A 21,665-nucleotide genomic window follows, 5' to 3' on the forward strand; every position below is an offset into this window, starting at 1 on the left:
GCGCCGCCCGCGCCCGCACCCCCGCCGAGCGCGGGCGCCCCCCGCGCGCGGCGCGCCCGGCGTCACGGGCCCTTGGGCGCCGGGGTGCCGGGGATCCGCACCGCCGCGATCTGCGTGGCCTGGGCGACCAGGCGGCCCTTGGCGTCCCACACGTGCGCGGCCAGGTCCATGGTCCCCGCGCCCACGTCGGTGGCCCGCAGCCGGGTGCGCAGCGCGCCCGGCGCGGGCGGCCGCCGCACGTAGGCGCTGAACTGGATCGTCGGCGCCCAGCCCGCGATGCCCAGGTCGAGGGTGGCCGAGGGGATCGGGTCCAGGGCGACCAGCACGCTGAGCGGGTCCCAGGCCGCCCCGTCGGCCAGGCGCTGCCAGCCCAGGACGAGCCCGCGGCCCGAGGGCCGGCCGGCCGTGAACCCCAGCAGGCCGGGGTCCAGGCGGTGCTCGACCACCGACAGCAGCGGCGCGCTCAGCCCCAATTCGGGGACCTCCGGTGGCGCCAGGAAGCAGTCCCGCTCCGCGGGCAGCTCCACGGGTTCGGCGGCGGACCACCAGGCGTCGCCGTCCTCCAGAGCGCCCTGGGTGATCAGGCACTCGACCTTGGGACGGCCGTCCTGGAGCAGGCGGGCGCGCAGCTGGGTGGAGGTGCGCCCCACCCGCAGCACCTCCACCTCGGCGACCGCGCCGCCGGGGGCGGCGGCCTCCAGGAACGACGCGCTCACCGCGGTCAGGCGCGGGCGGTCGCCGGCGGCCTCGGCCGCCGCCCGGCCCAGGACCGCGAGCAGGTAGCCGCCGTGCGGCTTGCCGCCGACGCTCCAGCGCGGGTCCAGGGCGGCGCCGAACTCCCGCACCGGGCCGCCGGTGCCGCGCGGGCAAACCTCGGTGGCCGTGCTGAAATCACTCATGGGGGATCCTTTCGGGAACGGTCGGTCCGGACTCCTCGTGGCCGGAGGCGGTCCGGGCGTGGGGAGCCGCCGCGGGGCCGCCCACGAGCCCGGCCAGGTGGAGCGCCACCGCCTCGACGGTGGGCAGCTCCAGCAGCAGGGTGGGCGAAACCCGGAACCCGAGCCACTCCGACAGCTCGCCCTGCACGCCCGCGACGGCGAGCGAGTCCACCAGGTAGTCGTCCAGGGGCGCCCGGGGGTCCACCGGCCCTCCCGCCTCCTCGGCGACGCGCGCCAGCAGCCAGTCCCGGATCTCGGCGGCGCCCCGGACCGCCACCGGGCGCGGCGGCGCGGCGGCGGGCTTGGCCCACGCGGCCGCCCCGCCCGCCGCCGCGCGCCTCTCGGCGCCGCCGGTCTGCGGGGCGTCCGGGAAGAACCGCCCGACGAGGTCGCGGGCGTGGGCGACGGCGGTCTCGACCAGTTCGTAGCCGAGCAGGCCGCCGGTGTAGTAGGTCCGGGCGCGGCCCTGCATGCCCTCGAACCGCGCGAGCGCGCCGTCGGCGAGGTCGGCGCCGGAGAAGTGCGGCATAAACGGCCACCGGCGCACCAGCAGGACCTCCTCGACCCGCCCGCCCAGCCGGGCGACGTCGGCCGCCACCCGGGCGCGGACCCCCGCCTCACCGAGTCCCTCGGCGCCGTAGAGGTAGCCGGTGTAGACGTCGGCGCCGGCGTGGCGGTGGTGGTAGGCCACCAGGTGCCCCGGCTCGGCCGCGGCGGCGGTGTGCTCGCCGACCAGGTAGAAGCCCTCGCGGAGCAGGCCCGAGGCCCGGAACACCGCGGTGCGGTAGTCGACCGTGCGGATCCGCGCCGCGAGGTCGCGCTCCTCGTCGGTGGCGTCGAGCAGGTGCACCACCCGGTCCAGGGCCGGGGTGAGGACCAGCGCGTCCGCGCGCACCGGCCCGCCGTCGGTGTACACCGCGACCCCCGCGCCGGTGCGCTCGACCGCGCGGACGCGCACCCCCGTCCGCACGTCGGCGAGGTCGCGGGCCACGCGCCGCCACAGCCGCGCGAACCCGTCGCGGACGGTGAAGGCGCCCGCGTGGCCGGTCGGCGCCGGCCCGGCCGACAGCAGGCCGGTCAGCTCGGCGTATTTGACGAAGTACAGCGCGGGCAGGTCGCCGCGCAGGTGGCCGTAGCCCGAGGCGGTGTAGCCGTCGCCCAGGGAGGCGGCCATGGCCGTCAGGCCGTTGCCGCGCAGCCACTCGGCCACGGGCCGGGCCAGGTGCGCGGCCGAGTGGGCCAGGCCGGGTTGCCGGATGCCGGGGAAGAGCTCGGCGCGCAGCCGGGTGTAGCGCGCGAACGCCTCGGGGCGGAAGAACGCGGCGTCGGGGCGGCGGGCCGCCGGCCGGCCGGGGCCGTGGACGCGGGTGGGCGTGGCGTCCTCGGTCTCAACGCCCAGGTCGGCGGCGAGCCGGGCGACCTCGGCGTACTCGGGGGTGCAGATGTGGGCGCCGAGGTCGTAGGCGCGGCCCTCCACGCGGACGGAGACCGACTTCCCGCCGACCTCGGGCGCGCGCTCCAGCACCACGGCGCGGTGGCCCCGCAGCTCCAGTTCGCGGGCGGCCGCCAGCCCGGCCGGGCCCGCGCCGAGTACGCACACGGTCAGCCGCCGGGGGCCGCGCCCGTTCGCGGCGGGCGGGGCGGGCGGGGCGGGCGCGCGGGTGCGGGCGGCGTGCGCCGCGCGGTAGACCAGCGCCCGGACGTGGTTGACCGAGGCGGCCTCGTGCGGTGACCGGGCCAGCGCGATGCCCAGGCCCTCGGGAGCCAGTGCCGGGTCGAACAGCAGCCCCTCGGCGACCGCGCCGTCGAGCGGGGCGTCGAACCGCAGTTCGGCGAGGGTGCGGTAGGGGTGCGCGGGCTCCGGCCACAGCCGCGCGGGGTCGAGCGCCGCGCGGTTGGCCGCCGGGTCGGCGCCCAGGGGATGCAGTTGGACCTGCAGGAGGACGCGGAAGCCGCCGTCCGCCACGTCGGCGCGCAGCGCGTCGCTGAGCAGGGTGGGCGGCCGGTCGTCGCCGGGCGCGCGGCGCGGGGACCGGGGCGGCGCCGCCGGCGGCGGGTGGCCGCCGGGGTCGTGGTGGCCGGCGTCGGGCGCGCCCGAGGCGGGGACGGCGCGGTAGCGGGCCAGCCACGGGCGGCCCGCGCCGTCGACGTAGGGGCGCGGCACCTGCGAGTGGTAGTGGTAGCGGGGGTAGGCCACGGGGTCGCGGACCTGCTCCCACACGGCCGCGCGCAGGCCGGGGTCCTCGCGGGCCATGGCCTCCCGGTCGGCGTCGGTGCCGAAGGTGAAGCGGTGGAAGTGGGCGGCGCTGCGCGCGAACAGGCGGCGCCCGGTGTTCAGGGTGAGGGCGAACACGGCGCGGCCGGGGTCGCCGGGGTGCGCGGGGTCGCAGAAGAGCAGGGAGAGCCCCCGGGTGCCCGGCAGCACCTCGTCGGCCCGCTCGCCGCTGCTGTAGCGGGCCAGCACCGGCACGCGCGCGCCGGAGGCGAAGAACGGGTGCGGCTCGGGGCCGCCGGGCGCCGGGGCGGCCACCGCCTCGCCCCGCACCGCGGCGGCGTCGGCGTGGAAGAAGCGCCGGCGGGTGCGGTGGGAGGACCGGACCATCACCTCGAAGCGGGTGAGGAGCGCGGCCAGACCGGGGCCGTGGTCGTGGAGGGCGGGGTCGTCGGGGCCGGCCGAGAAGCGCAGGCCGGGGGCCCCGGCGGGGCCGCCGCTCACCGCCCCACCGCCGCGGCGCCGGCCGCGGCCGCGCCGTCCAGGTAGGCCGCCCGGCAGGCGCTGCGGCGGATCTTGCCGCTGGTGGTCTTGAGCACCAGGCCGCGGCCGCCCACGACCACGTCGTCGCAGGGGATGCCGTGGGCGTCGGCCACCGCGCGGCGGACCGCGCGCACCAGGGCGGCCGCGTCCTCGGCGGAGGGCTCCACGGTGGTCTCGACCAGGACCACCAGGCGCTCGCCCGCCGCCGCATCCTCCTCGGCGGGCACCGCGAACGCCGCGACGCCGCCGGAGCGGACGAGGGGGTGGCAGCCGCGGACGGTGTCCTCGATGTCCTGGGGATAGTGGTTGTGGCCCCGGACTATGATCATGTCCTTGAGCCGGCCCGTGACGAACAGCTCCCCCTCGTGGAGGAACCCGAGGTCGCCGGTGCGCAGGTACTCCCGGGGGTCGCCGTCTGCCGTGCGCGCCGCGAACACCTCGCGGGTGTGGTCGGGCAGGCCCCAGTACCCGCGGGCCTTGGTCGCGGAGTCGGCCCAGATCTCGCCCACGCGGCCGGGCCCGCACGGCAGGCGGGTCTGCGGGTCGACCACGCGCAGGCGGGCGCCAGGCTTGGTGACGGTGCCGCAGCCGTAGTAGGAGGCGGCGGGCCGCGCCGGGTCGTCGCCGACGGGCACGGCGCGGCCGAGCCTGATGGCGTCGGGGTCGACGCGCAGCGGGCCGCTGCCGCCCATCGTGAGGCTGAGGGTGTGCTCGGCCAGGCCGTAGGTGGGGTAGAACGCCTCGGGCGGGAAGCGGGCCTCGGCGAAGGCGGCCAGGAAGCGCTCGACCGTGGCGGGCCGGATCAGCTCGCCCGAGGACCCCACCACCCGCAGCGACGACAGGTCCCAGGAGGCCCGCTGTTCGGCGGCGGTCTTGCGCACGACGAGGTCGAACGCGAAGTTGGGGGCGGCGGTGTGCGTGGCGCGCACCCGCGAGGCCACCTCGAACCACACGGCGGGGCGGCGCAGGAAGCTCAGCGGGGACAGCACGTGGGTGCGCGCGGAGTGCCCGACGAGGGTGTTGAGCAGGAAGCTGACGAGTCCGAGGTCGTGGAAGTGCGGGACCCAGGTGACCGCGACGGTGTCGTCGCCGAGGTCGAGGTCGCGGGCGATGGAGTCCAGTTCGTGGTGGATGTTGCGGTGGCTGACGACCACGCCCTTGGGGGCGCCGGTGGAGCCGGAGGTGTACTGGAGGAACGCGGGGGAGTCCAGGTCGGCGGGCTCGTGCCAGCGGCCGAGGTCGGGGGCGTGGGCGGGCACCGGGCCGGGGCGGTCGGTGTCGGCCCAGGGGAGGTCGGGCCAGGCGGGGGCGCCGGGGGCGGACCGCCGGGCGTGCCGGCCGGCGGCGAGCAGGTCGCGGTAGGGGGTGTGGGTCAGCACGAGGTCGGCGCCCGAGCTCGCGGCGACGGCCGCGAGCACCCCGATGTCGCGCCCGGGCTTGAACGGGTTGGGGGGCGCGACCGGCACCGGCACGAGTCCCGCGGCCTGGCAGCCCAGGAACGCGCTGACGAAGTCGAGGGAGGGCAGGTGCACCAGGAGGGCGCGGGCGCCGGGGGCGAGGCCGCGCCCGGCCAGGTCGGCCCGGATGCGCTCGGCCTCCCAGGCCAGGCGGCGCACCGTCATGGTGTCGACGTCGCGGCCGTCGTCGTCGGTGAAGACGAGAAGTCCGCGGTCGGGGACGCGGTCGTGCAGCTCCCGGAAGCGCGCCGCGACGGATCGCTCGCCGCCGGCCTTGGTGTGGTCCACCCGTCTCCTTCCCCGCCCGGACCCGCGAACCCGCGGTGAGCAGCCGAAAGTCTTTCGAAAGTCGAACGCTGTCGTGTGGTCGTTCCCGGTGAATTCGGGAACACCTTATCCGGGCACGGTAAAAATGAGTTGAAATCCTCCTGGGTGTCCGATGAGAGGTGCCGGGAGCGCGGGTTGTGTTACCCGCGGGTATTTCGACGGAAAGGCGGCCCGGTGATCGTTCGGCGCGGCCGGTGCGGGGTGCGCCGCTCGTTTCCGCGTTTCGCGCGTCCCTCGTGCGGGGGCGCGGGGCGAACGGCCCGGACCGCCCCGGCGGGCCGGGGCGTCCGGATCCGCCGCCGCCGAGGGCTTTCCGGCGCCGCGGCGCGAGGGCGGCCGACCGGTGGCCGTCGGGCGCCGTGGGCGCCGTGGGCGCGTCCGCCGCGTCGGCGCACCCATATCAGGTCGCCGGTTACCGCCATTCCATGACCCCCGCAATGGCGGTTTCGGGTCTTTTCCGCCGGGGACGAACCTGTGATTTTCGCTCAACTCGCTGCAGGTGAAAGGCGCCGCCGTTTGTCCCGGGTCCCCGGCCGGGCATATCGAGGTGGGAACGGTGATCGGGCTCGGGGACCGCACCTGTCGCGCGGAAATGAGGTGGAGCACGCCGTGCTCGGGGAAAAACGGTGTCCCCGCCTCCGGATACCGGCGCGGAATTCCCCGTGCCCGCCCGCGTCCGCGCCGGCGGGCGCCGACCGCCACCTCCGCTCCGACCGCCACAGTGAGGTTCGCCCATGACCGAGACGACCGAGACCGCCACCGCGCCCCGTCCGCAGTACCCCTTCAGCTCCCGGGGGGACTGCCTCGCGCCCGAACTCGACGACCTGCGCGGCGAGTGCCCCGTCGTCCCCGCCCTCAGCAACGCCGGTGAGGACGTCTGGCTCGTCACCGGCCACGCCGAGGCCCGCGCGGTGCTGACCGACTCCCGCGTCTTCGACCGCGCGGCGGTGGGGCTGCCGGACGCCCCCGTCCAGGACACCCCCATCTACGCGCCCGAGGTCATGAACACCATGGGTTTCCTGCGCCGGGCCGGCCTCGCCGACGAGGTCCGGCGCGCCCTGGGCCCCGAGCACCCCGACCTGCCCGAGGAGTGGGTGCGCGCGGTGGTCCGCCGCGAACTGGCGGCCATGCTCGCCGGCCCCCAGCCCGGCGACCTCCAGCACCACCTGGCCACCCGGGTCTCGGGCGAGGTCATGTGCCGGCTGCTGGGCATCCCGCTCGCCGACCTCCCGCGGGTGGCCGAGTTCGCCGACGGCGACGTCACCATGCTGGTGCCCGCCGAGCAGACCGCGCGCAACTGGGCCGGGATGCAGAGCCACATGGCCGGGCTGATCGCCCAGGTCCGCGACGGTACGGCGGCGTCCGCCCGGATCCCCGCCGACGGCCTCATGCAGCGCCTGGTCGCGCGCAACGACCCCGACCGCGGCCTGACCACCGGCCAGCTGGCCAACATCGTGGGCGGGCTGTTCGTCCTGGGCTACGAGGACATGACGAGCTTCCTGGGCGTGGGCGCCCACAACCTGCTGCGCCGCCCCTGGGCCCTGGAGGAGCTGCGCGCCGACCCCGCCACCGCCGACCGCCACATCGAGGAGCTGCTGCGCTTCAGCGTGGTCCTGGGCAACGCCCTGGCCCGCATCGTCACCACCGACACCGAGATCGCCGGCCGCCGCCTGCGCGCCGGCGACATGGTCCTGATCTCCACCGACGCCGCCAACCACGACCCGGAGGTCTTCCCCGACCCCCACCGCTACGACCCCCGGCGCAGTCCCAACCCCCACATCCGCTTCGGCCACGGCCCCCACTACTGCGCGGGCGCCCACCTGGCCCGCTGGGTCGCCCGCATCGCCTTCACCGAACTGTCCCACCACCGCGACCTCCGCCTCGCGGTCCCCCCCGAACAACTCGAATGGCGCCCCAACCACATGGCCATCACCCTGGCCGCTCTGCCCGTCCGCTGGTAGCGGCCCTGCCGGATGTGAGATGAAGTATCGGTCCGTCGTTTCACGGCTTTTACTCGGGCCGATGTGAGGGCACAGCGACGTTCCACAACGGTGGGTGAGTCCGATCCTCACCCACCGTCACCTGGAGAAACGCATTGGTGCGGACGCGCGCCACGAAATGATCTCCCGCTAATTCAAGGAAAAAAACAAAATTTCTTCCTGTCGAAGTGACAGGAAGATAGGGTCGTCGACATGCTCGACGAATCCTGGCAACCTCCGGCCGTCCTGGTGGCGGTCGACCTGGTCATTCTGACCCTGCGTTCCGAACGCCTCCACGTCTTGCTTGTGGAGCGCGGTATCGAGCCTTTCAGGGGCCACCACGCCCTCCCCGGCGGCTTTCTCAACAACGCCGGCGAGGACGTGCTCGCCGCCGCCCATCGTGAACTCCGCGAGGAGGCGAACCTCGAGGGGGCGCGGCTGCACCTGGAGCAGTTGGGTGCCTACGGCGCGCCCGACCGGGACCCGCGCGGCCGGGTCGTTTCAGTCGCCTACCTGGCCATTGCGCCTGGGCTCCCCGAACCTGTCGCCGGTACCGACGCGGCGGGAGCCTCCTGGAGACCCGTCGAGGACGTCAGTTCGGGGCGTGTGAGACTGGCGTTCGACCATCGGCAGATTCTCGCTGACGGGGTGGAGCGCGCCCGCGCGAAAATCGAGCATTCCTCCCTTGCGACCGCCTTTTGCGGTGAAACCTTCACGGTCGCGGAATTGCAGCGTGTCTATGAGGCTGTCTGGGGGGTCCGGCTCGACCAGCGGAACTTCTATCGAAAGATCCAGGGTGTGCCCGGATTCATCGTTCCGGCGGGACCGAACCGCCGAACGACGAAGGGGCGGCCCGCACGACTCTTCCGGGCCGGGCCGCGGAACGCGCTGCACCCACCGCTGGTCCGCCCCGGTTCTCCGGCGACGAACGAGGGGAATCAGTGAAAGACAACCTGGTGGTCATGCTCACCGCTCTCAACCTCGAGTACGAGGCGGTGTGGCGCAAACTGGTTGGTCCGGAGGTGCACCGCCACGAACGGGGAACGCGTTTCGAGGTCGGCACTTTAGCGGGCACGAAATGCCGGGTCGCCCTGGGGCTCACCGGAAAGGGGAACCACCCGGCCGCCGTGCTGGCCGAACGCGCCATCCAGCGGTTCTCGCCGGTGGCCGTCCTCTTCGTCGGTGTGGCGGGTGCGCTGTGGGACGCCACGCCGCTCGGCGACGTCGTGATGGCAACGCACGTCTACGCCTATCACGGCGGCACAAGCGAGGACGACGGGCTCAAGGCCCGTCCGCGGGTGTGGGAGCTGGCACACGAGATCAGCCAGGTCGCCGCCCACGTGGGACGGACCGGCGACTGGGCGCCCCCGGCGGAACCCGGCCACCGTCCGCCCAGGGTCCACTTCGGCGCGATCGCGGCGGGCGAGATCGTGCAGAACTCACGGATCTCCCACGAGGCGCGCTGGATCCGCAAGACGTACAACGACGCCCTGGCGATTGAGATGGAGGCCGCCGGTGTGGCGCAGGCCGGGCATCTCAACGGATCACCGGTCGCGATCGTGCGAGGTATCAGCGACAGGGCCGATGGAACCAAGTCAACGGACGGGGACGGGACCTGGCAGCCGCGTGCGGCGGCGAACGCCGCGGCGTTCGCCGCCCGGCTCGCCGCAGAACTGACCAAGGATCAGGAGCGTCGCGGTATGGATGACGGCACATTCGGCGAGAAGGGCGGCGGCGTCACCAACTACGCCTTCGGCCAGGTGGGTATTCAGGCCGGTCAGGTCACCGGGAGCAGGGTCTCCATGGGCGCGGACCTTTCCGGACCGGAGCCGGCCGACCTCGCCGCCGGGCTCGCGGCGTTCCGCGACGACCTGGTGCGCGAACGCTCGGCCGGCAGGATCGACGGGGCGACGTACGACGCCGCGCAGGCGGAGATCGATATCGCGAGCAAGGCCTTGGCGGACAGCACGCCGGAGGGAAAGGGCGCGTTCGTCCTCGCCCTCAAGCGGCTGCGGGGCCTTATCGGAGACGTCGCCGAACTGGCGGCGAAGGTGGCGGCTTTCATCGCGGCAGCGCAGGGAGTCTCGTGAACGAGTCGGCCGTCAACAACACGACCGGAGAGAACGCCAACGTCGGCATCCAGGCCGGAGCGGTACACAACTCGACGGTGTACCAGGTTCTTCCCGACTCGCCGCCCTCGCGGAAGTACCAGGTCGGAGTGCGCTTCTTGGAGAACGGGGCGCCCACTCGGGCCCGCGGCCTGATCGAGGAGGCCATCGCCCACGGACACGACGGCGGTGAGGTGCGCTTCCACTGGGTCCTGGCCATGCTCAGCAAACGCTCCTATCGGGACCTCGCCCCCGAGGAGCGGGCGGCGTTGGGCCGCGTCTCGGGCCGTGTGCACACTTACGCCGCGGACGACTGGAGACGCGCGCTGAAGGCCATCTGCGATCTCCTCGACTGCCTGTCCGACTCCGGCGGCGATCCCGGACTGGCACTCAAGGAACTGCAGAACCTCCCCGCACTCCAGCGCGACAAGATCATTCGGCATCTCGACCTGGTCCTGACTGGAGGAATGAAGGACAGTCTGTGGGTCCAGACGCGCCAAGCGGCGGAGGAGAACAGGCTGGGCAGGGACCGCCTCAAGCGGGTGTGGGCGTACTTCGAGCCCGACCCGGCGGGCGCCCGGGCGCGCCACCCCGAAGGGAGCCGCGCCACTCCCGGAGACCGCCTTTGTGCCGTGGCGTGGTCCGTGCTGTTCACGCTGGCGGCCGGGTACATGGGCTGGTCCGTCCTCACCCATGCGGGCCTGGTGCCCGACCTCGCCTATCTCGTCGCCCTGGCGGCCGGAGTGATCGCGGCGCGAAGCGGGATGGAGTGGCACTACCGGGTGGGGAGACTGAGGGACAAGGACCTCGAGTACATCGAGACCAGGCGGAACTCCCGTGCTCCCGAAGGCGGATTCGCCAACCGCGTCGACCACGCGTTCGAGTACTACTTCACCAAGTACGCTCCCGACCGCCGAGCGGCGTGGCTTGCGGAGACCGCCGGAATCCGCGGCACCCTGCGGGATGAGGTCGCCGAGATCTACCGAGAGGAAAGGGTCAGCGCAGACAAGGTCAGGTGGCTGATCCGCCACCTGGTCCGCGATGTCCGAAGGCGGTGGCTGGCCGGAAGGCTCCTGGAGCACCGGGCGTACTACAAGGTCACCGCTACCACCAAGGCGCGGTTCCTGGCCTCCTCAGCGGCCCTGGCGGCGGCGGCCGTCAGCGTCGCCGTCGCGACGGTCCAGGAGGCGCCACTGCCCGGCGCCGCCGCGGTGGCGGCCGCGGTGGTGGGCGCGCGGTTCGCCGCGCCGCTGTGGCTGCTGGTCTTCGGCGAACGCCGACGCGTCGTCGAGGACGAGGCGGAGTACTCGCTCACCCTGGCGGAACGGGAGGAAGAGCACGCGAGGTGGAAGGCGAAGCTCGAAACCACCCGCCCCTCCGAGATGGAGATGGAGGAGTGGCTGAACTGCGACAAGACATTGATTCTCGATAGGGCGCTGCGGCACTACCGACTGGCGTGGCGCGACATCCTCGCCTACGCGCTCTTGCAGACGCCTGCCAAGGGCTGCAAGCGGGCACAGTTGCAGTCAGGCCCCTGGCGCTACTCGAAGTACGAAATAAGGATTTACCTGGTCACCCACGACGGAGTCCGTGAGGTGACCACGGAACTCGACTTCGAAAAGGCCGAAACCATGGGGCAGGAACGCGACAACTTCCGGTTCGAGTCGGTCTCGTCGGTCCACGTCTCCGAGTCCGACGATCACAGCTACACCTTGAACCTCACCCTCATGAACGGCCCCGCCAAGGAAATCCTGGTCACGGGCCCAAACGCGCAGGAGCCCGACGCCGGGGAAAGCCCCGGCGAACAGTCCCAGGTCAACCTCGACGCGGCCGGGTTCGGTCACACGCTCCGGATCCTCGAGGGTATTGCCGCTGAGGGCAAAATGTGGATCGGCCGAGCCCAGCCCCCAAGCGCGTCCGATGATCCGTTCGCCAAGGCCGAAGTCGGGAGTGGCTAGTCCGCCGCCGTGCCGGCCTGTTCGCCGCTGGGTCGCATTTCGGTGTGGTGGTGCGGTCACCGGGTGTCGAGACCGCACCGATGCGCGGCCGAGGGCGCGGATATTGGATGAGGGACGCCCCTGTTTCTTCGCGTTCGGTTGGTGGGCCGGGCGCGGACCGGCACCCCGCCGCCGGCCGCCGAGCGGATCACCCGCGACGGCCAGGGCCGGATCGCGCGCGGCGCGGACGGCCACGCCCTGGGCGGCATCCGGCTGTCCCAGGTGGAGGTCCCCACCGCGCTGAACACCGGGGCCAACCGGCCCGACGGCCCGGGCAACGAGTTCTGCGTGCTCTTCGGCTCGCACGCCCCCTACGACGACGACCGCCTGGCCGAGCTCTACCCCACCCGGGCGGGCTACCTGGCCGCGGTCACCCGCGTGGAGCTGCGCAACCTGCGCGACGGCTACATCACCCGCGCCGACTCCGCGCGCAACCGGCGCGAGGCCGCCCTCTCGGGTATCGGCGGATAGCGCGCGGCAGGGCAGGACGGAACACGAAGGCGGGGGTGGCCGCGCGGCCGTCGGCCCCGTGGACACCCCCGCACCGGCGGTCGCCTTCCCGCCGGCGGCCCGGTGTCAGCCGCCCGCCGCCACCCCGGTCCCGGCCTCCGACCGCTTCGGCGCCGCGGGGTCGTCGGCGGGGTCGGCCTCGGGCGCCGGCGACTCCGCGGCGTTGAGTTCGGCCAGGCTCTGCCGGCTGAACCCGAAGAAGTAGGTCAGCAGGAACCCGGCGACGTAGCCGACCAGCAGGCCCAGGCCGTAGACCAGGACGGCGGCCCCGATGCCCTGGTTGCCCTGCACCAGCGGGAACAGCGCCCAGCCCGAGGGGCCGATGGCGGTCGAGCCCGCGCTGACCCCCAGCTGGTTGGCCAGGCCGAGGAAGCTGCCGCCGACCGCGCCGCCGGCGCAGGCCGTCAGGAACGGGCGGCCCAGCGGCAGGGTCACGCCGTAGATCAGCGGCTCGCCCACGCCCAGCAGGCCGGCGGGCAGCGCCGAGCGGATGGTGGCGCGCACCCCCTCGTTGTTCTTGAGCCGCAGGTAGACCGCGGCGGCCGCGCCGACCTGCCCCGCGCCCGCCATGGCCAGCACCGGCAGCAGCACGGTGAAGCCGTCCACCTCGATGAGGGTGGTGTGGATGGGGATGAGGGCCTGGTGCAGCCCCAGCATCACCAGCGGCAGGAACAGCCCGCCCAGCACCAGCCCGGCCACGGCCCCGGCCTGGCCCAGCAGCCAGTTGGCGCCCACGCCGATGGCCGCGGAGACCTCGCCTGCCACGAACATCAGCCCGTAGACGGTGACCAGGCCCGAGACCAGGACCGCGATGGTGGGCGTGAGGAGGATGTCCAGGGTGCCGGGCACCCACCGGCGCGCCCACCGCTCGACGTAGGCGCACAGCACCGCCGCGCCCAGGGCGCCCAGCACGCCGCCCTGGCCGGGCGTGAGCTGCACCCCGAACGCCTGGACCTCGGCGATCCCGGCGAAGGGGATGATCGCGGCGACCGCGCCGCCCAGCACGGGGGTGCCCCCGAACTCCTTGGCGGCGTTCATGCCGACGAACACCGTGATCAGCGACATGAAGCCCTGCGCGATGGCCCGCATGGCCGGGAGGGCCGGGGTGAGCCAGCCCAGGTTGGTGAGCACCCCGGTGACACCGGCGAGGATGCCGCAGGCGATCAGCGCGGGGATGAGCGGCACGAAGATGTTGGCCACGCGCCGCAGCAGCAGCTTGAACGGGGTCGCGTTGCGCCGCTTGTTCTCGGCCCGGATCGCCGCGCCCTTGGCGGCCAGCGCCGCGGCGTCGGAGGCCGCGCCGCCCGCGTCGGGTGCGCCGCCGCCCGCGCCGCCCGCGCCGCCCGCGCCGCCCGCGTCGGGCGCGCCGGCGGGGGAGTCGGCGCACCCGACGCGCTCGGCCTCGACCAGCCGCCGGAACTCCTCGGCCACCCTGGAGACCGCGGCCGGGCCCAGCACGATCTGGAAGGTCTCGTCCTCGACCACGCCGAGCACCTTGGGATGCTCGCGGATCTCCTGGTCGCGCACCCGGTCGCGGTGGGCGACGCCGACGCGCAGCCGGCTGATGCAGTTGGCGATGGAGGTGACGTTGCCTTCGCCACCGACCAGCGCGAGGAGGTCCCGTGCTGTGGCCGCGTGGTCGGCGGCACCCGAGTCGCTCATTGCCTGCTTCCTTCCGGGCTCGGGGGAGGGGGTGGGACGCCTAGTCCCTGGGGGCGGCCGACTCGACCGCCTCGCGGAGCCGGCCGCCGGAGGCGTCGAGGAGGCGCGCGGCCTCCTCGGCGTCGAGGCGGCCGAGAATCGTGAGGATCGCGGTCTTGACGTGGCCGCCGGCGGCGGACAGGGCGCGGCGCACCTCGTCCTCGTCGGCGCCGGTGGCCATCTCCACGATCCGGTGCGCCCGCACGCGCAGCTTCTCGTTGGTGCTGCGCAGGTCGACCATGAGGTTTCCGTAGGTCTTGCCCAGCCGGATCATGGTGACCGTCGACAGCGTGTTCAGGACGAGCTTCTGTGCGGTGCCCGCCTTGAGCCGGGTGGAGCCGGCGATCAGCTCGGGGCCGGTCTCGACCTCGATGGCGTGGTCGGCGGCGGCGCCCAGCGGCGATCCCGGGTTGGAGGACACGCCCACCGTCAGGGCGCCGCGCCCGGCGGCGTGGCGCACGGCGGCGACCGAGTAGGGGGTGCGGCCCGAGGCGGAGATCCCGACCACGGTGTCGTCGGGCACGAGGGCCAGGGCCTCCAGGTCGGCGACCGCGGCCTCGGTGTCGTCCTCGGCGCCCTCGACGGCGTTGTGGATGGCGGTGGGCCCGCCCGCGATGAGCCCGACCACCTGCCCGGGGGCGGTGTTGAAGGTGGGCGGGCACTCCGAGGCGTCCAGGACGCCCATCCGCCCGGCGGTCCCGGCGCCGACGTAGATGAGGCGCCCGCCGCGGTTCATGCGCTCGGCGATGGCGTCCACGGCGGCGGCGATGGCCGGCGCGGCGGCGGCCACGGCCGGGGCGACGGCGCGGTCCTCGTCGTTCATGGCGCGCACGATGGCCTCGGTGCCCATGCGGTCGATGCCCGCGAGGTCGGTCCGGCGGGCCTCGGTCGCCAGCCCGGCGAGGTCGGCGCGCAGCCCGCGCACGGAGTTCTCGGCCCCGCTGGTGTCTGTAGTCGCCATGGGCAGGAGCAGTCCCTTCCGACGGACCCGGTGATGAGATGTTCGTTGTGTCGTAAATTTCCACCCGTGATGGGACATGTCAAGTAGGAAATTTTCCGAGGCCGCTGGTACGGGCGGGACCGCGCACGCGAAACCGCCCGGTGCCGGGGACTTCCGGTGCCGGGCGGGACGAGCGGAGGCGGTGAGGAAACCGCGGGGGCGGGCGTCTAGGAGGTAGGGGCCGTCCGCTCCGCCTCCTGGGCCCGCCACTTCTCCAGCAGCAGCGGGATCTCGCGGCGGAGGAAGGCGAAGGCCCGGCTCACCTCGTCCAGGCGCTCGCCGACGGGGGTGCCGGCGCCGAAGACCTCCACGCCCTCGCGGGCACCGGTCTCGAACCGGGTGAACACGTCGAGGTTGGCGGCCACCGCGTCGAACCAGGCCGAGGGGCGCGCGCAGTAGTGGTCGCGGCGCTGCCCCGGTTCGCGCTCGCGGACGACCATGCCCACGTCGATCAGGTACTTGACCGCGCCCGATATGGCCGAGGGGCCCACCTGGAGGCGTTCGGCGAGGTCGGCGGCCGTGCGGCGGCCGTTCTCGGCGGTGAGGATCGAGGCGAACACCCGCGCCGCCATGCGCGGGTACCCCGACTCCCAGAGTAGGACGGCGAACCTCTCGGCGTACCGCCGCTCCGCCATGTCGCGAGCGTCGTCTCCAGCGTCGGCCATGGGGGCCAGCCTACTGTCTCTCACTAAGTTCGCAAATTTTGTGAAATCAGCGTATGTTCGCCGTCATGTCGAACGTGATATCCGTGTCCGGTCTGGTCAAGACCTACGGCCGGACCCGCGCACTGGACGGCCTGGACCTCGCCGTAGCCCCCGGAGAGGTGCACGGGTTCCTCGGGCCCAACGGGGCGGGCAAGTCAACGACCCTCCGGATCCTGCTGGGCCTGCTGCGCCCCGACTCGGGCACCGCGGCCCTCCTGGGCGGCGACCCCTGGCGCGACGCCGCGGCGCTGCACCGCCGCCTGGCCTACGTGCCCGGCGACGTCACCCTGTGGCCCGACCTCTCCGGCGGCGAGGCCATCGACCTGCTCGGGCGCGTGCGCGGCGGCCTCGACCCCGCCCGCCGCGACGAACTCCTGGACCGCTTCGACCTCGATCCGCGCAAGAAGGGCGGCACCTACTCCAAGGGCAACCGGCAGAAGGTGGCCCTGGTCGCCGCGTTCGCCTCCGACGCCGAACTGCTCATCCTGGACGAGCCCACGTCAGGCCTGGACCCCCTCATGGAGGCGGTCTTCCAGGACTGCGTCCGCCGGGAGCGGGACCGCGGGCGCACCGTCCTGCTCTCCAGCCACCTCCTCACCGAGGTCGAGGCGCTCTGCGACCGCGTCAGCATCATCCGGCGCGGCCGCCGGGTCGAGACCGGCACCCTCGCCGAACTGCGCCACCTCACCCGCACCGCCGTCACCGCCGAACTGGCCGGCCCGGTGCCCGCGCTCGCGGGCCGGGCCGGCGTGCACGACGTGCGGGTCGAGGGCCGCCGGCTGCACTGCCGGGTCGACGCCGAAGCCCTGGACGGCCTCCTGCGCGCCCTCGCCGACGCCGGCGTGCGCGCCCTCACGAGCCGGCCGCCGTCCCTGGAGGAGCTGTTCCTGCGCCACTACCGGGACGAGCGCGCCGAGCACGAAGCCGAGGCCGGCCGGTGAGCGCCCCCGCGCCGGGCGCGCGCACCGGGTCCGCCGCCGGCACGGCGGCGCTCGTGCGGCTGGTCCTGCGGCGGGACCGCCTGCGCCTCCCCCTCTGGTACGGGCTGACCGCGCTGTTCGTGGTGGGCGTCGCCGCCGCCGTGCCCGGCGCCTACCCCACCGAGGAGGCGCGCCAGGCCCTGGTCGCCGCCACCGCGCAGGACCCCACCCAGCTGTTCGCGATCGGCCCCGTCCACGGATCCTCGGTGGGCGCGGTCGCGGCCTGGCGCCCCCGGGGGCAGGCCGCACTGCTGCTCTCCATCGCCGGCATCCTGCTGGTGGTGCGCCACACCCGCGCCGAGGAGGCGTCGGGGCGCCGCGAACTCCTCGGCGCCACCGCGATCGGGCGGCAGGCGCCGCTGACGGCCGTGCTCGTGGTGGCCTTCGCCGCCAACCTCCTCGCCGGCCTCGCGGTGGGCGCGGGCCTGACGGCGCTGGGATCGCCCGCCGCCGGCTCGTTCGCCACAGGCCTGTCGTTCGCGGCCTCGGGCTGCGTCTTCGCCGCGGTCGCCGCCGTGGCGGCGCAGCTCACCGAGAGCCCGCGAGCGGCCATCGGGCTGTCGGCGGGGGTGATGGCGGCCTGCTACGCCGTGCGCGGGGTGGCCGACCTCGGAGCGGGCGACGGGCTCTCGTGGCTGTCACCGTTCGGCTGGGTGGAGCACGTGCGCCCCTTCGCCGGCGACCACTGGTGGGCGCTGCTTCCCGCGCCCGCGGCCTGCGCCGCCCTCCTCGCCGCGGCCTACGCCGTCTCGGCCCGGCGCGACCTGGGCCGGGGCGCCTTTCCCGCCCGGCCGGGCCGGGCTCGCGCGAGCGCGCTCCTGCGCACGCCCGCGGCCCTGGCCTGGCGGGGGCAGCGCGGCACCGTCCTCGCCTGGACAGCCGGGATGGCCCTGTTCGGCGCGGGCGTCGGAGCGGCGGCCCCCACCATCGCCGAACAACTCGCGCAGAGCCCGGTGCTGAGCGGCATCGTCGCCCGCGCGGGGGCGTCCGCGCGCCCGGTCGACGGCTTCTTCGCGTTCATCGTCTACCTCTCCGCGCAGGTTGTCACCGTCTTCACCCTCCAGGCCGTACTGCGGTTGCGCGCGGAGGAGGCGTCCGGGCGGCTGGAACTCCTGCTCTCCGGGCCGGTGGGCCGGCTGCGCTGGGCGCTGGGCCACCTGCTGGTGGCGGCGGCCGGGGCCTACACGGTGCTCGCCGTCTGCCTGCTGCTGGAGTTGGCGGTGGACCTGCTGGGCGCGCCGCACGCCGTCCTCGCGGTGTCGCCGTTCGCGCTGACCCCGGGGCTGCCGGCGGCCCCGTTCGCCCTGGGGCCGGTGGCGGCCTTGTGCGCGGTGGCGGCGGGGCTCACGGGAGCCGGCCTGGCGGCCCTGGCTCGGCGCGACCTCGGGGGCTGACCCGGCGGTGCCCGGGGGAAGCCGGGACACCATGGGAGGTGGGGCATGGTGTCCCGGCGGGCGGGCCGTGCGGGAGGCGCTCCGACGAAGGGGGGAGTCGGGGGGACGCCTCCCGCAGCGCCCTGGGGGAGTGGTCCGGTTCGGCTGTGCCCGCCGTGGAACGGGCGGTGCGGCGCCCGGCGCGCCCGGGCGCGGGGCGGGGCCGCCCGCGGGGGCGGGAGGCGGCGGACCCGGGCGGGGCCCGGTGGCCCCGTCCGCGGACACGTTTCCGAGCGTAGTGCCTGCAAGGGCCGCGGTAGGGGCGATTGGCAAATGCCGGTCCGGTGCGCCCGGCTGTTTCGGGCTGGGGCGAACCCCCGGCACCCCGTCCGCGGGCGCCGTTCCGGGGCGCCCCGCGAAGAGGGGGCCGGGGGCTCCCTCCCCGGCCGTTCCCGGCCGGGGCCCCGGAGAACGCGGCGCGCGGAAACCCCCACCCGGGGCGCGGCGCGGAAGGGCGGTGGCCCTGGGACGCGCTCTAGGACCCGGCGTCGAACGCCGCGCGCAGCGCTGCGGGCGCCTTCAGCCGCCACGCCTCGGTGACCAGTTCGGCCAGGTGGTCGTCCTCGACCCGGTCGAGGGCCACCAGGATGGAGCCGTGGCCGTCGTAGTGCGCCGTGGTGAAGAACGCGGGGTCGCCCGAGGCCAGCAGCGCCGCCTTCTCCGCCGGCGGGCACAGCAGCATCAGCCCGCCCTCGGCCTCGGTCCGCAGCCGGGCGAACGTCCGGCCGCGCACCTTGAGCGCGGGGGTGCGGTAGGAGGTGGACTCCTCGGTCCCGGGCAGCGCGGCCGCGATCGCGACGACGTCGTCCCATGTGGCCATACCGCGGCATCCCTTCGATGCGGAGGGCGGTCCGGGGCCGGTGCCCCGTCCCGCCGACCAGGATCCCACCCCGGCGCCGCCGGCTCCAGCGCCCCGCCCCGGGGGCGCGCGGCGGCGCCGGCCGGTGTGCTCAGAACACCCACCACGCGCCGCTGAGCAGCAGCGGCACCATCTCGATCAGCATGGCGCGTCCCCCTCTCGCCCGAGCCGTGCAACGGTTATAGGCGCCCGCCCCGGCGCGGGCGGCCTCCCCGGCCCCGGCTTGGGGCAAGCGTGAAGCTTCCCGGGGCGGGCCGTTACCGTTGACCGGGTGAGACGTCCCCATCAGCGTTCCGCCTGGTCCGTCGCCGCCGGGCTGCTCGGCGGCGCGGTCCTCGACCGCCTCGTGCCCGACCCCCCGCGCGGCCACCCGGTGGCCGTTTTCGGCGCGGCCGCCGGACGGCTGGAGCGCGCCCTGCACGCCGACTCCCGCCCGCGCGGCGCCGTCTTCACCGCGCTGGCGGTGGCGCCGGCTGCCGCCCTCGGCGCGCTCGCCCAGGCCCGCACGCGGGGGGCGGCGCGCGCCGCCCTGACCGCCGCCGCCACCTGGACCGTGCTGGGCGGGGCCATGCTGGGCCGCGAGGCCGAGGGCGTCGCCGCCGCGCTGGAGGCCGGCGACCTCGACGACGCGCGCCTCCGGCTGCCGCGCCTGTGCGGCCGCGACCCCCACGCCCTGGACGAGAAGGGCATCGCCCGCGCGGCGGTGGAGTCGGTCGCCGAGAACACCTCCGACGCGGTGGTGGCGCCGCTGCTGTGGGGCGGCCTGCTCGGCGTGCCCGGCCTGCTCGCCTACCGCGCCGCCAACACCCTGGACGCGATGGTGGGCCACCGCTCGCCGCGCCACGCGCGCTTCGGCTGGGCGGCGGCGCGCCTGGACGACGTGCTGAACTGGGCGCCGGCCCGGCTGACCGCCGGGCTGACCGCCCTGGCCGCGCCGGTCGCGGGCGGCTCGGCCGGGGCGGCGCTGCGGGTCGCCGTCCGCGACGGCCACCGCCACCCCAGCCCCAACGCCGGCCGGTGCGAGGCCGCGTTCGCCGGCGCCCTGGGCCTGCGCCTGGGCGGGCGCAACGTCTACGGCACACGGGTGGAGCACCGCCCCGAACTGGGCGAGGGGCGCCGCCCCGGCCCCGGCGACATCCGCCGCGCGGTGCGGCTGGCCCGCGCGGTCAACGGCCTGGCGGCGCTGGCCGCAGCGGCCTGCGCCCTGGCGCCCGACGTGGCCGCCGGGGCGGCGCGGGCGGCCCGGCGGGCGCGGCCGGCCGGGTCCGCCGGGAGCGCCCGGTGATCCGGCGCGGCGCCGCCGGCGCCCCGGCGCTGCTGGTGGCCGGCACCACCTCCGACGCCGGCAAGAGCGTGGTGGTCGCCGGCCTGTGCCGGTGGCTCGCCCGCCAGGGGGTCAAGGTCGCCCCCTTCAAGGCGCAGAACATGTCGCTGAACTCGATGGTCACCGCCGACGGCGCCGAGATCGGCCGGGCCCAGGCCGCCCAGGCCGCCGCCGCGGGGATCGAGCCCACCGCCGCGATGAACCCGGTCCTGCTCAAGCCCGGCAGCGACCGCCGCAGCCAGGTCATCGTGCGCGGCCGGGCCATCGGCGAGACCGACGCGCTGGACTACCGGCGCTACCGCGCGCGGCTGCGCGAGGTCGCCGCGGCCAGTCTGGCCGAGCTGCGCGCCGACTACGACGTGGTGGTCTGCGAGGGCGCGGGCAGCCCCGCCGAGATCAACCTGCGCGCCGGCGACATCGCCAACATGGGGCTGGCCCGCGCCGCGGACCTGCCGGTCGTGGTGGTCGGCGACATCGACCGCGGCGGCGTCTTCGCCGCGCTGCACGGCACGCTGGCCCTGCTGGAGCCCGCCGACCAGGCACTGGTCGCGGGCTTTGTGATCAACAAGTTCCGCGGCGCGCCCGAGATCCTGCAACCGGGCCTGGACATGCTGCGCCGCCTCACCGGGCGGCCCGTCTACGGGGTGCTGCCCTGGCTGGACGGCGAGTGGATCGACGTCGAGGACTCCCTGGCGCTGAGCGCCCGGCGCGGCGCCCGCGCCCCCCTGTCGGGGCGCACCCTGCGGGTGGCGGTCGTGCGGCTGCCGCGCATCAGCAACTTCACCGACCTGGACGCGCTGGCGGTGGAGCCCGGGGTGGAGGTCCGGTTCGTCACCGCGCCCCACGAGCTGGACGACGCCGACCTGGTGGTGCTGCCGGGCAGCCGCGCCACGGTCGCCGACCTCGCCTGGGTGCGCGAACGCGGGCTGGACGCGGCGCTGCGGCGGCGCGCCGAGCGGGGCGGCCCCCTGCTCGGCGTCTGCGGCGGCTACCAGATGCTGGCCCGCCGCATCGAGGACGCGGTGGAGTCGGGCGCGGGCCGGGTCGAGGGGCTGGGCCTGCTGCCCACCACGGTGGTCTTCGCCCCCGAGAAGACTCTCGGCCGTCCGGCGGGCACCGCCTACGGGCAGCCGGTCGCGGCCTACGAGATCCACCACGGCATCACCACGGTGCACGCCCCGCTCGGCGGTGAGCCCGGCGCCGACGCCGACACCGAGCCCTTCCTCGACGGGCTGCGCCGCGGCGCGGTGTGGGGCACGACCTGGCACGGCGCCCTGGAGAACGACGGGTTCCGCCGCGCCTTCCTCGCCGACGTCGCCCGCCGGGCCGGGCGCGACTTCCGGCCCGCGCCGGACACCGACTTCGCCGCCGAGCGCGCCGCCCGCCTGGACGCGCTGGGCGACCTGGTCGAACACCACCTGGACACCCAAGCGCTGCTGCGGCTGCTGGAGGAGGGGGCGCCGGCGGGCCTGCCGGTGGTGCCGCCCGCCGGGGTACCCGGCCCGGGCGGCGGCTGAGCGGCCGGGCGGGCGGAGGAGAACTTGCGCCGCGGGGCTGTGGACAACCTCCGGCGCGGGCGTGTGGCGGGCTAGG

Annotated in this window: 16 protein-coding genes; 9 read left to right on the forward strand and 7 right to left on the reverse strand. The window is 75.2% G+C overall.

The genetic code is table 11. From position 1 onward, the window contains the following. Positions 1 to 62: 62 nt before the first annotated feature. From HNR12_RS23265 to HNR12_RS23275, 3 genes are read right to left on the reverse strand one after another with little or no spacing between them, the layout of a single operon-like run. On the reverse strand, positions 63 to 899 hold the full coding sequence (locus HNR12_RS23265) for a thioesterase family protein (protein WP_179769559.1): 837 nt from the start codon (positions 897 to 899) through the stop codon (positions 63 to 65). After that, positions 892 to 3,654, reverse strand: a complete 2,763-nt coding sequence (locus HNR12_RS27940) for an FAD-dependent oxidoreductase (protein WP_218902027.1) — start codon at positions 3,652 to 3,654, stop codon at positions 892 to 894. Before HNR12_RS27940 ends, HNR12_RS23265 begins: the two co-directional genes overlap by 8 nt. Continuing rightward, positions 3,651 to 5,438 carry an AMP-binding protein gene (locus HNR12_RS23275; protein ID WP_179769560.1) on the reverse strand — a complete coding sequence of 596 codons (1,788 nt, stop codon included), beginning with the start codon at positions 5,436 to 5,438 and terminating at the stop codon, positions 3,651 to 3,653. Before HNR12_RS23275 ends, HNR12_RS27940 begins: the two co-directional genes overlap by 4 nt. A 773-nt stretch (positions 5,439 to 6,211) precedes the next feature. On the opposite strand from HNR12_RS23275, the gene HNR12_RS23280 reads away from it, so the two are divergent. The 5 genes from HNR12_RS23280 to HNR12_RS23300 all read left to right on the forward strand — a co-directional run bounded on the left by HNR12_RS23280 (position 6,212) and on the right by HNR12_RS23300 (position 12,032). Next, entirely contained in the window at positions 6,212 to 7,438 is a 1,227-nt protein-coding gene (locus tag HNR12_RS23280; protein ID WP_179769561.1) for a cytochrome P450, read from the forward strand. Positions 7,439 to 7,669: 231 nt separating this feature from the next. Next, positions 7,670 to 8,401 (forward strand): NUDIX hydrolase, encoded by a 732-nt coding sequence (locus HNR12_RS23285; RefSeq protein ID WP_179769562.1) that lies wholly within the window; start codon positions 7,670 to 7,672, stop codon positions 8,399 to 8,401. Continuing rightward, on the forward strand, positions 8,398 to 9,546 hold the full coding sequence (locus HNR12_RS23290) for a 5'-methylthioadenosine/S-adenosylhomocysteine nucleosidase family protein (protein WP_179769563.1): 1,149 nt from the start codon (positions 8,398 to 8,400) through the stop codon (positions 9,544 to 9,546). The genes HNR12_RS23285 and HNR12_RS23290 overlap by 4 nt, the downstream gene beginning before the upstream one ends. After that, positions 9,543 to 11,522 carry a hypothetical protein gene (locus tag HNR12_RS23295; protein ID WP_179769564.1) on the forward strand — a complete coding sequence of 660 codons (1,980 nt, stop codon included), beginning with the start codon at positions 9,543 to 9,545 and terminating at the stop codon, positions 11,520 to 11,522. The genes HNR12_RS23290 and HNR12_RS23295 overlap by 4 nt, the downstream gene beginning before the upstream one ends. Before the next feature lie 141 nt (positions 11,523 to 11,663). Then, a complete protein-coding gene (locus HNR12_RS23300; protein ID WP_179769565.1) occupies positions 11,664 to 12,032 on the forward strand; it encodes an alpha/beta hydrolase domain-containing protein in 369 nt (122 codons plus the stop codon). Between the two features lie 105 nt (positions 12,033 to 12,137). Here HNR12_RS23300 and HNR12_RS23305 read toward each other — a convergent pair whose 3' ends face one another. The 3 genes from HNR12_RS23305 to HNR12_RS23315 all read right to left on the reverse strand — a co-directional run bounded on the left by HNR12_RS23305 (position 12,138) and on the right by HNR12_RS23315 (position 15,437). Further along, entirely contained in the window at positions 12,138 to 13,733 is a 1,596-nt protein-coding gene (locus HNR12_RS23305; protein ID WP_179769566.1) for a PTS transporter subunit EIIC, read from the reverse strand. Between the two features lie 40 nt (positions 13,734 to 13,773). Beyond that, positions 13,774 to 14,733 carry an N-acetylmuramic acid 6-phosphate etherase gene (gene murQ / locus HNR12_RS23310; RefSeq protein WP_179769567.1) on the reverse strand — a complete coding sequence of 320 codons (960 nt, stop codon included), beginning with the start codon at positions 14,731 to 14,733 and terminating at the stop codon, positions 13,774 to 13,776. Between the two features lie 206 nt (positions 14,734 to 14,939). Beyond that, a complete protein-coding gene (locus HNR12_RS23315) occupies positions 14,940 to 15,437 on the reverse strand; it encodes a GbsR/MarR family transcriptional regulator (protein ID WP_179769568.1) in 498 nt (165 codons plus the stop codon). A 65-nt stretch (positions 15,438 to 15,502) separates the two neighbouring features. Between HNR12_RS23315 and HNR12_RS23320 the strand changes: the two genes are divergently transcribed. Both HNR12_RS23320 and HNR12_RS23325 read left to right on the forward strand, forming a co-directional pair. Then, positions 15,503 to 16,417 carry an ABC transporter ATP-binding protein gene (locus HNR12_RS23320; RefSeq protein ID WP_179769569.1) on the forward strand — a complete coding sequence of 305 codons (915 nt, stop codon included), beginning with the start codon at positions 15,503 to 15,505 and terminating at the stop codon, positions 16,415 to 16,417. Further along, positions 16,414 to 17,850, forward strand: a complete 1,437-nt coding sequence (locus HNR12_RS23325) for an ABC transporter permease (RefSeq protein WP_179769570.1) — start codon at positions 16,414 to 16,416, stop codon at positions 17,848 to 17,850. Before HNR12_RS23320 ends, HNR12_RS23325 begins: the two co-directional genes overlap by 4 nt. A gap of 514 nt (positions 17,851 to 18,364) precedes the next feature. Here HNR12_RS23325 and HNR12_RS23330 read toward each other — a convergent pair. Beyond that, positions 18,365 to 18,709, reverse strand: a complete 345-nt coding sequence (locus HNR12_RS23330) for an MmcQ/YjbR family DNA-binding protein (RefSeq protein WP_179769571.1) — start codon at positions 18,707 to 18,709, stop codon at positions 18,365 to 18,367. A 310-nt stretch (positions 18,710 to 19,019) separates the two neighbouring features. Here HNR12_RS23330 and HNR12_RS23335 point away from each other — a divergent pair, with 310 nt between their 5' ends. After that, positions 19,020 to 20,033, forward strand: a complete 1,014-nt coding sequence (locus tag HNR12_RS23335; RefSeq protein ID WP_179769572.1) for a cobalamin biosynthesis protein — start codon at positions 19,020 to 19,022, stop codon at positions 20,031 to 20,033. Next, positions 20,030 to 21,589, forward strand: coding sequence for a cobyric acid synthase (locus HNR12_RS23340; RefSeq protein WP_308251321.1), 1,560 nt, complete (start codon positions 20,030 to 20,032; stop codon positions 21,587 to 21,589). The genes HNR12_RS23335 and HNR12_RS23340 overlap by 4 nt, the downstream gene beginning before the upstream one ends. Positions 21,590 to 21,665: the final 76 nt, after the last annotated feature.

The sequence above is a fragment of the Streptomonospora nanhaiensis genome (assembly GCF_013410565.1).
Classification (GTDB): Bacteria; Actinomycetota; Actinomycetes; order Streptosporangiales; family Streptosporangiaceae; genus Streptomonospora; species Streptomonospora nanhaiensis.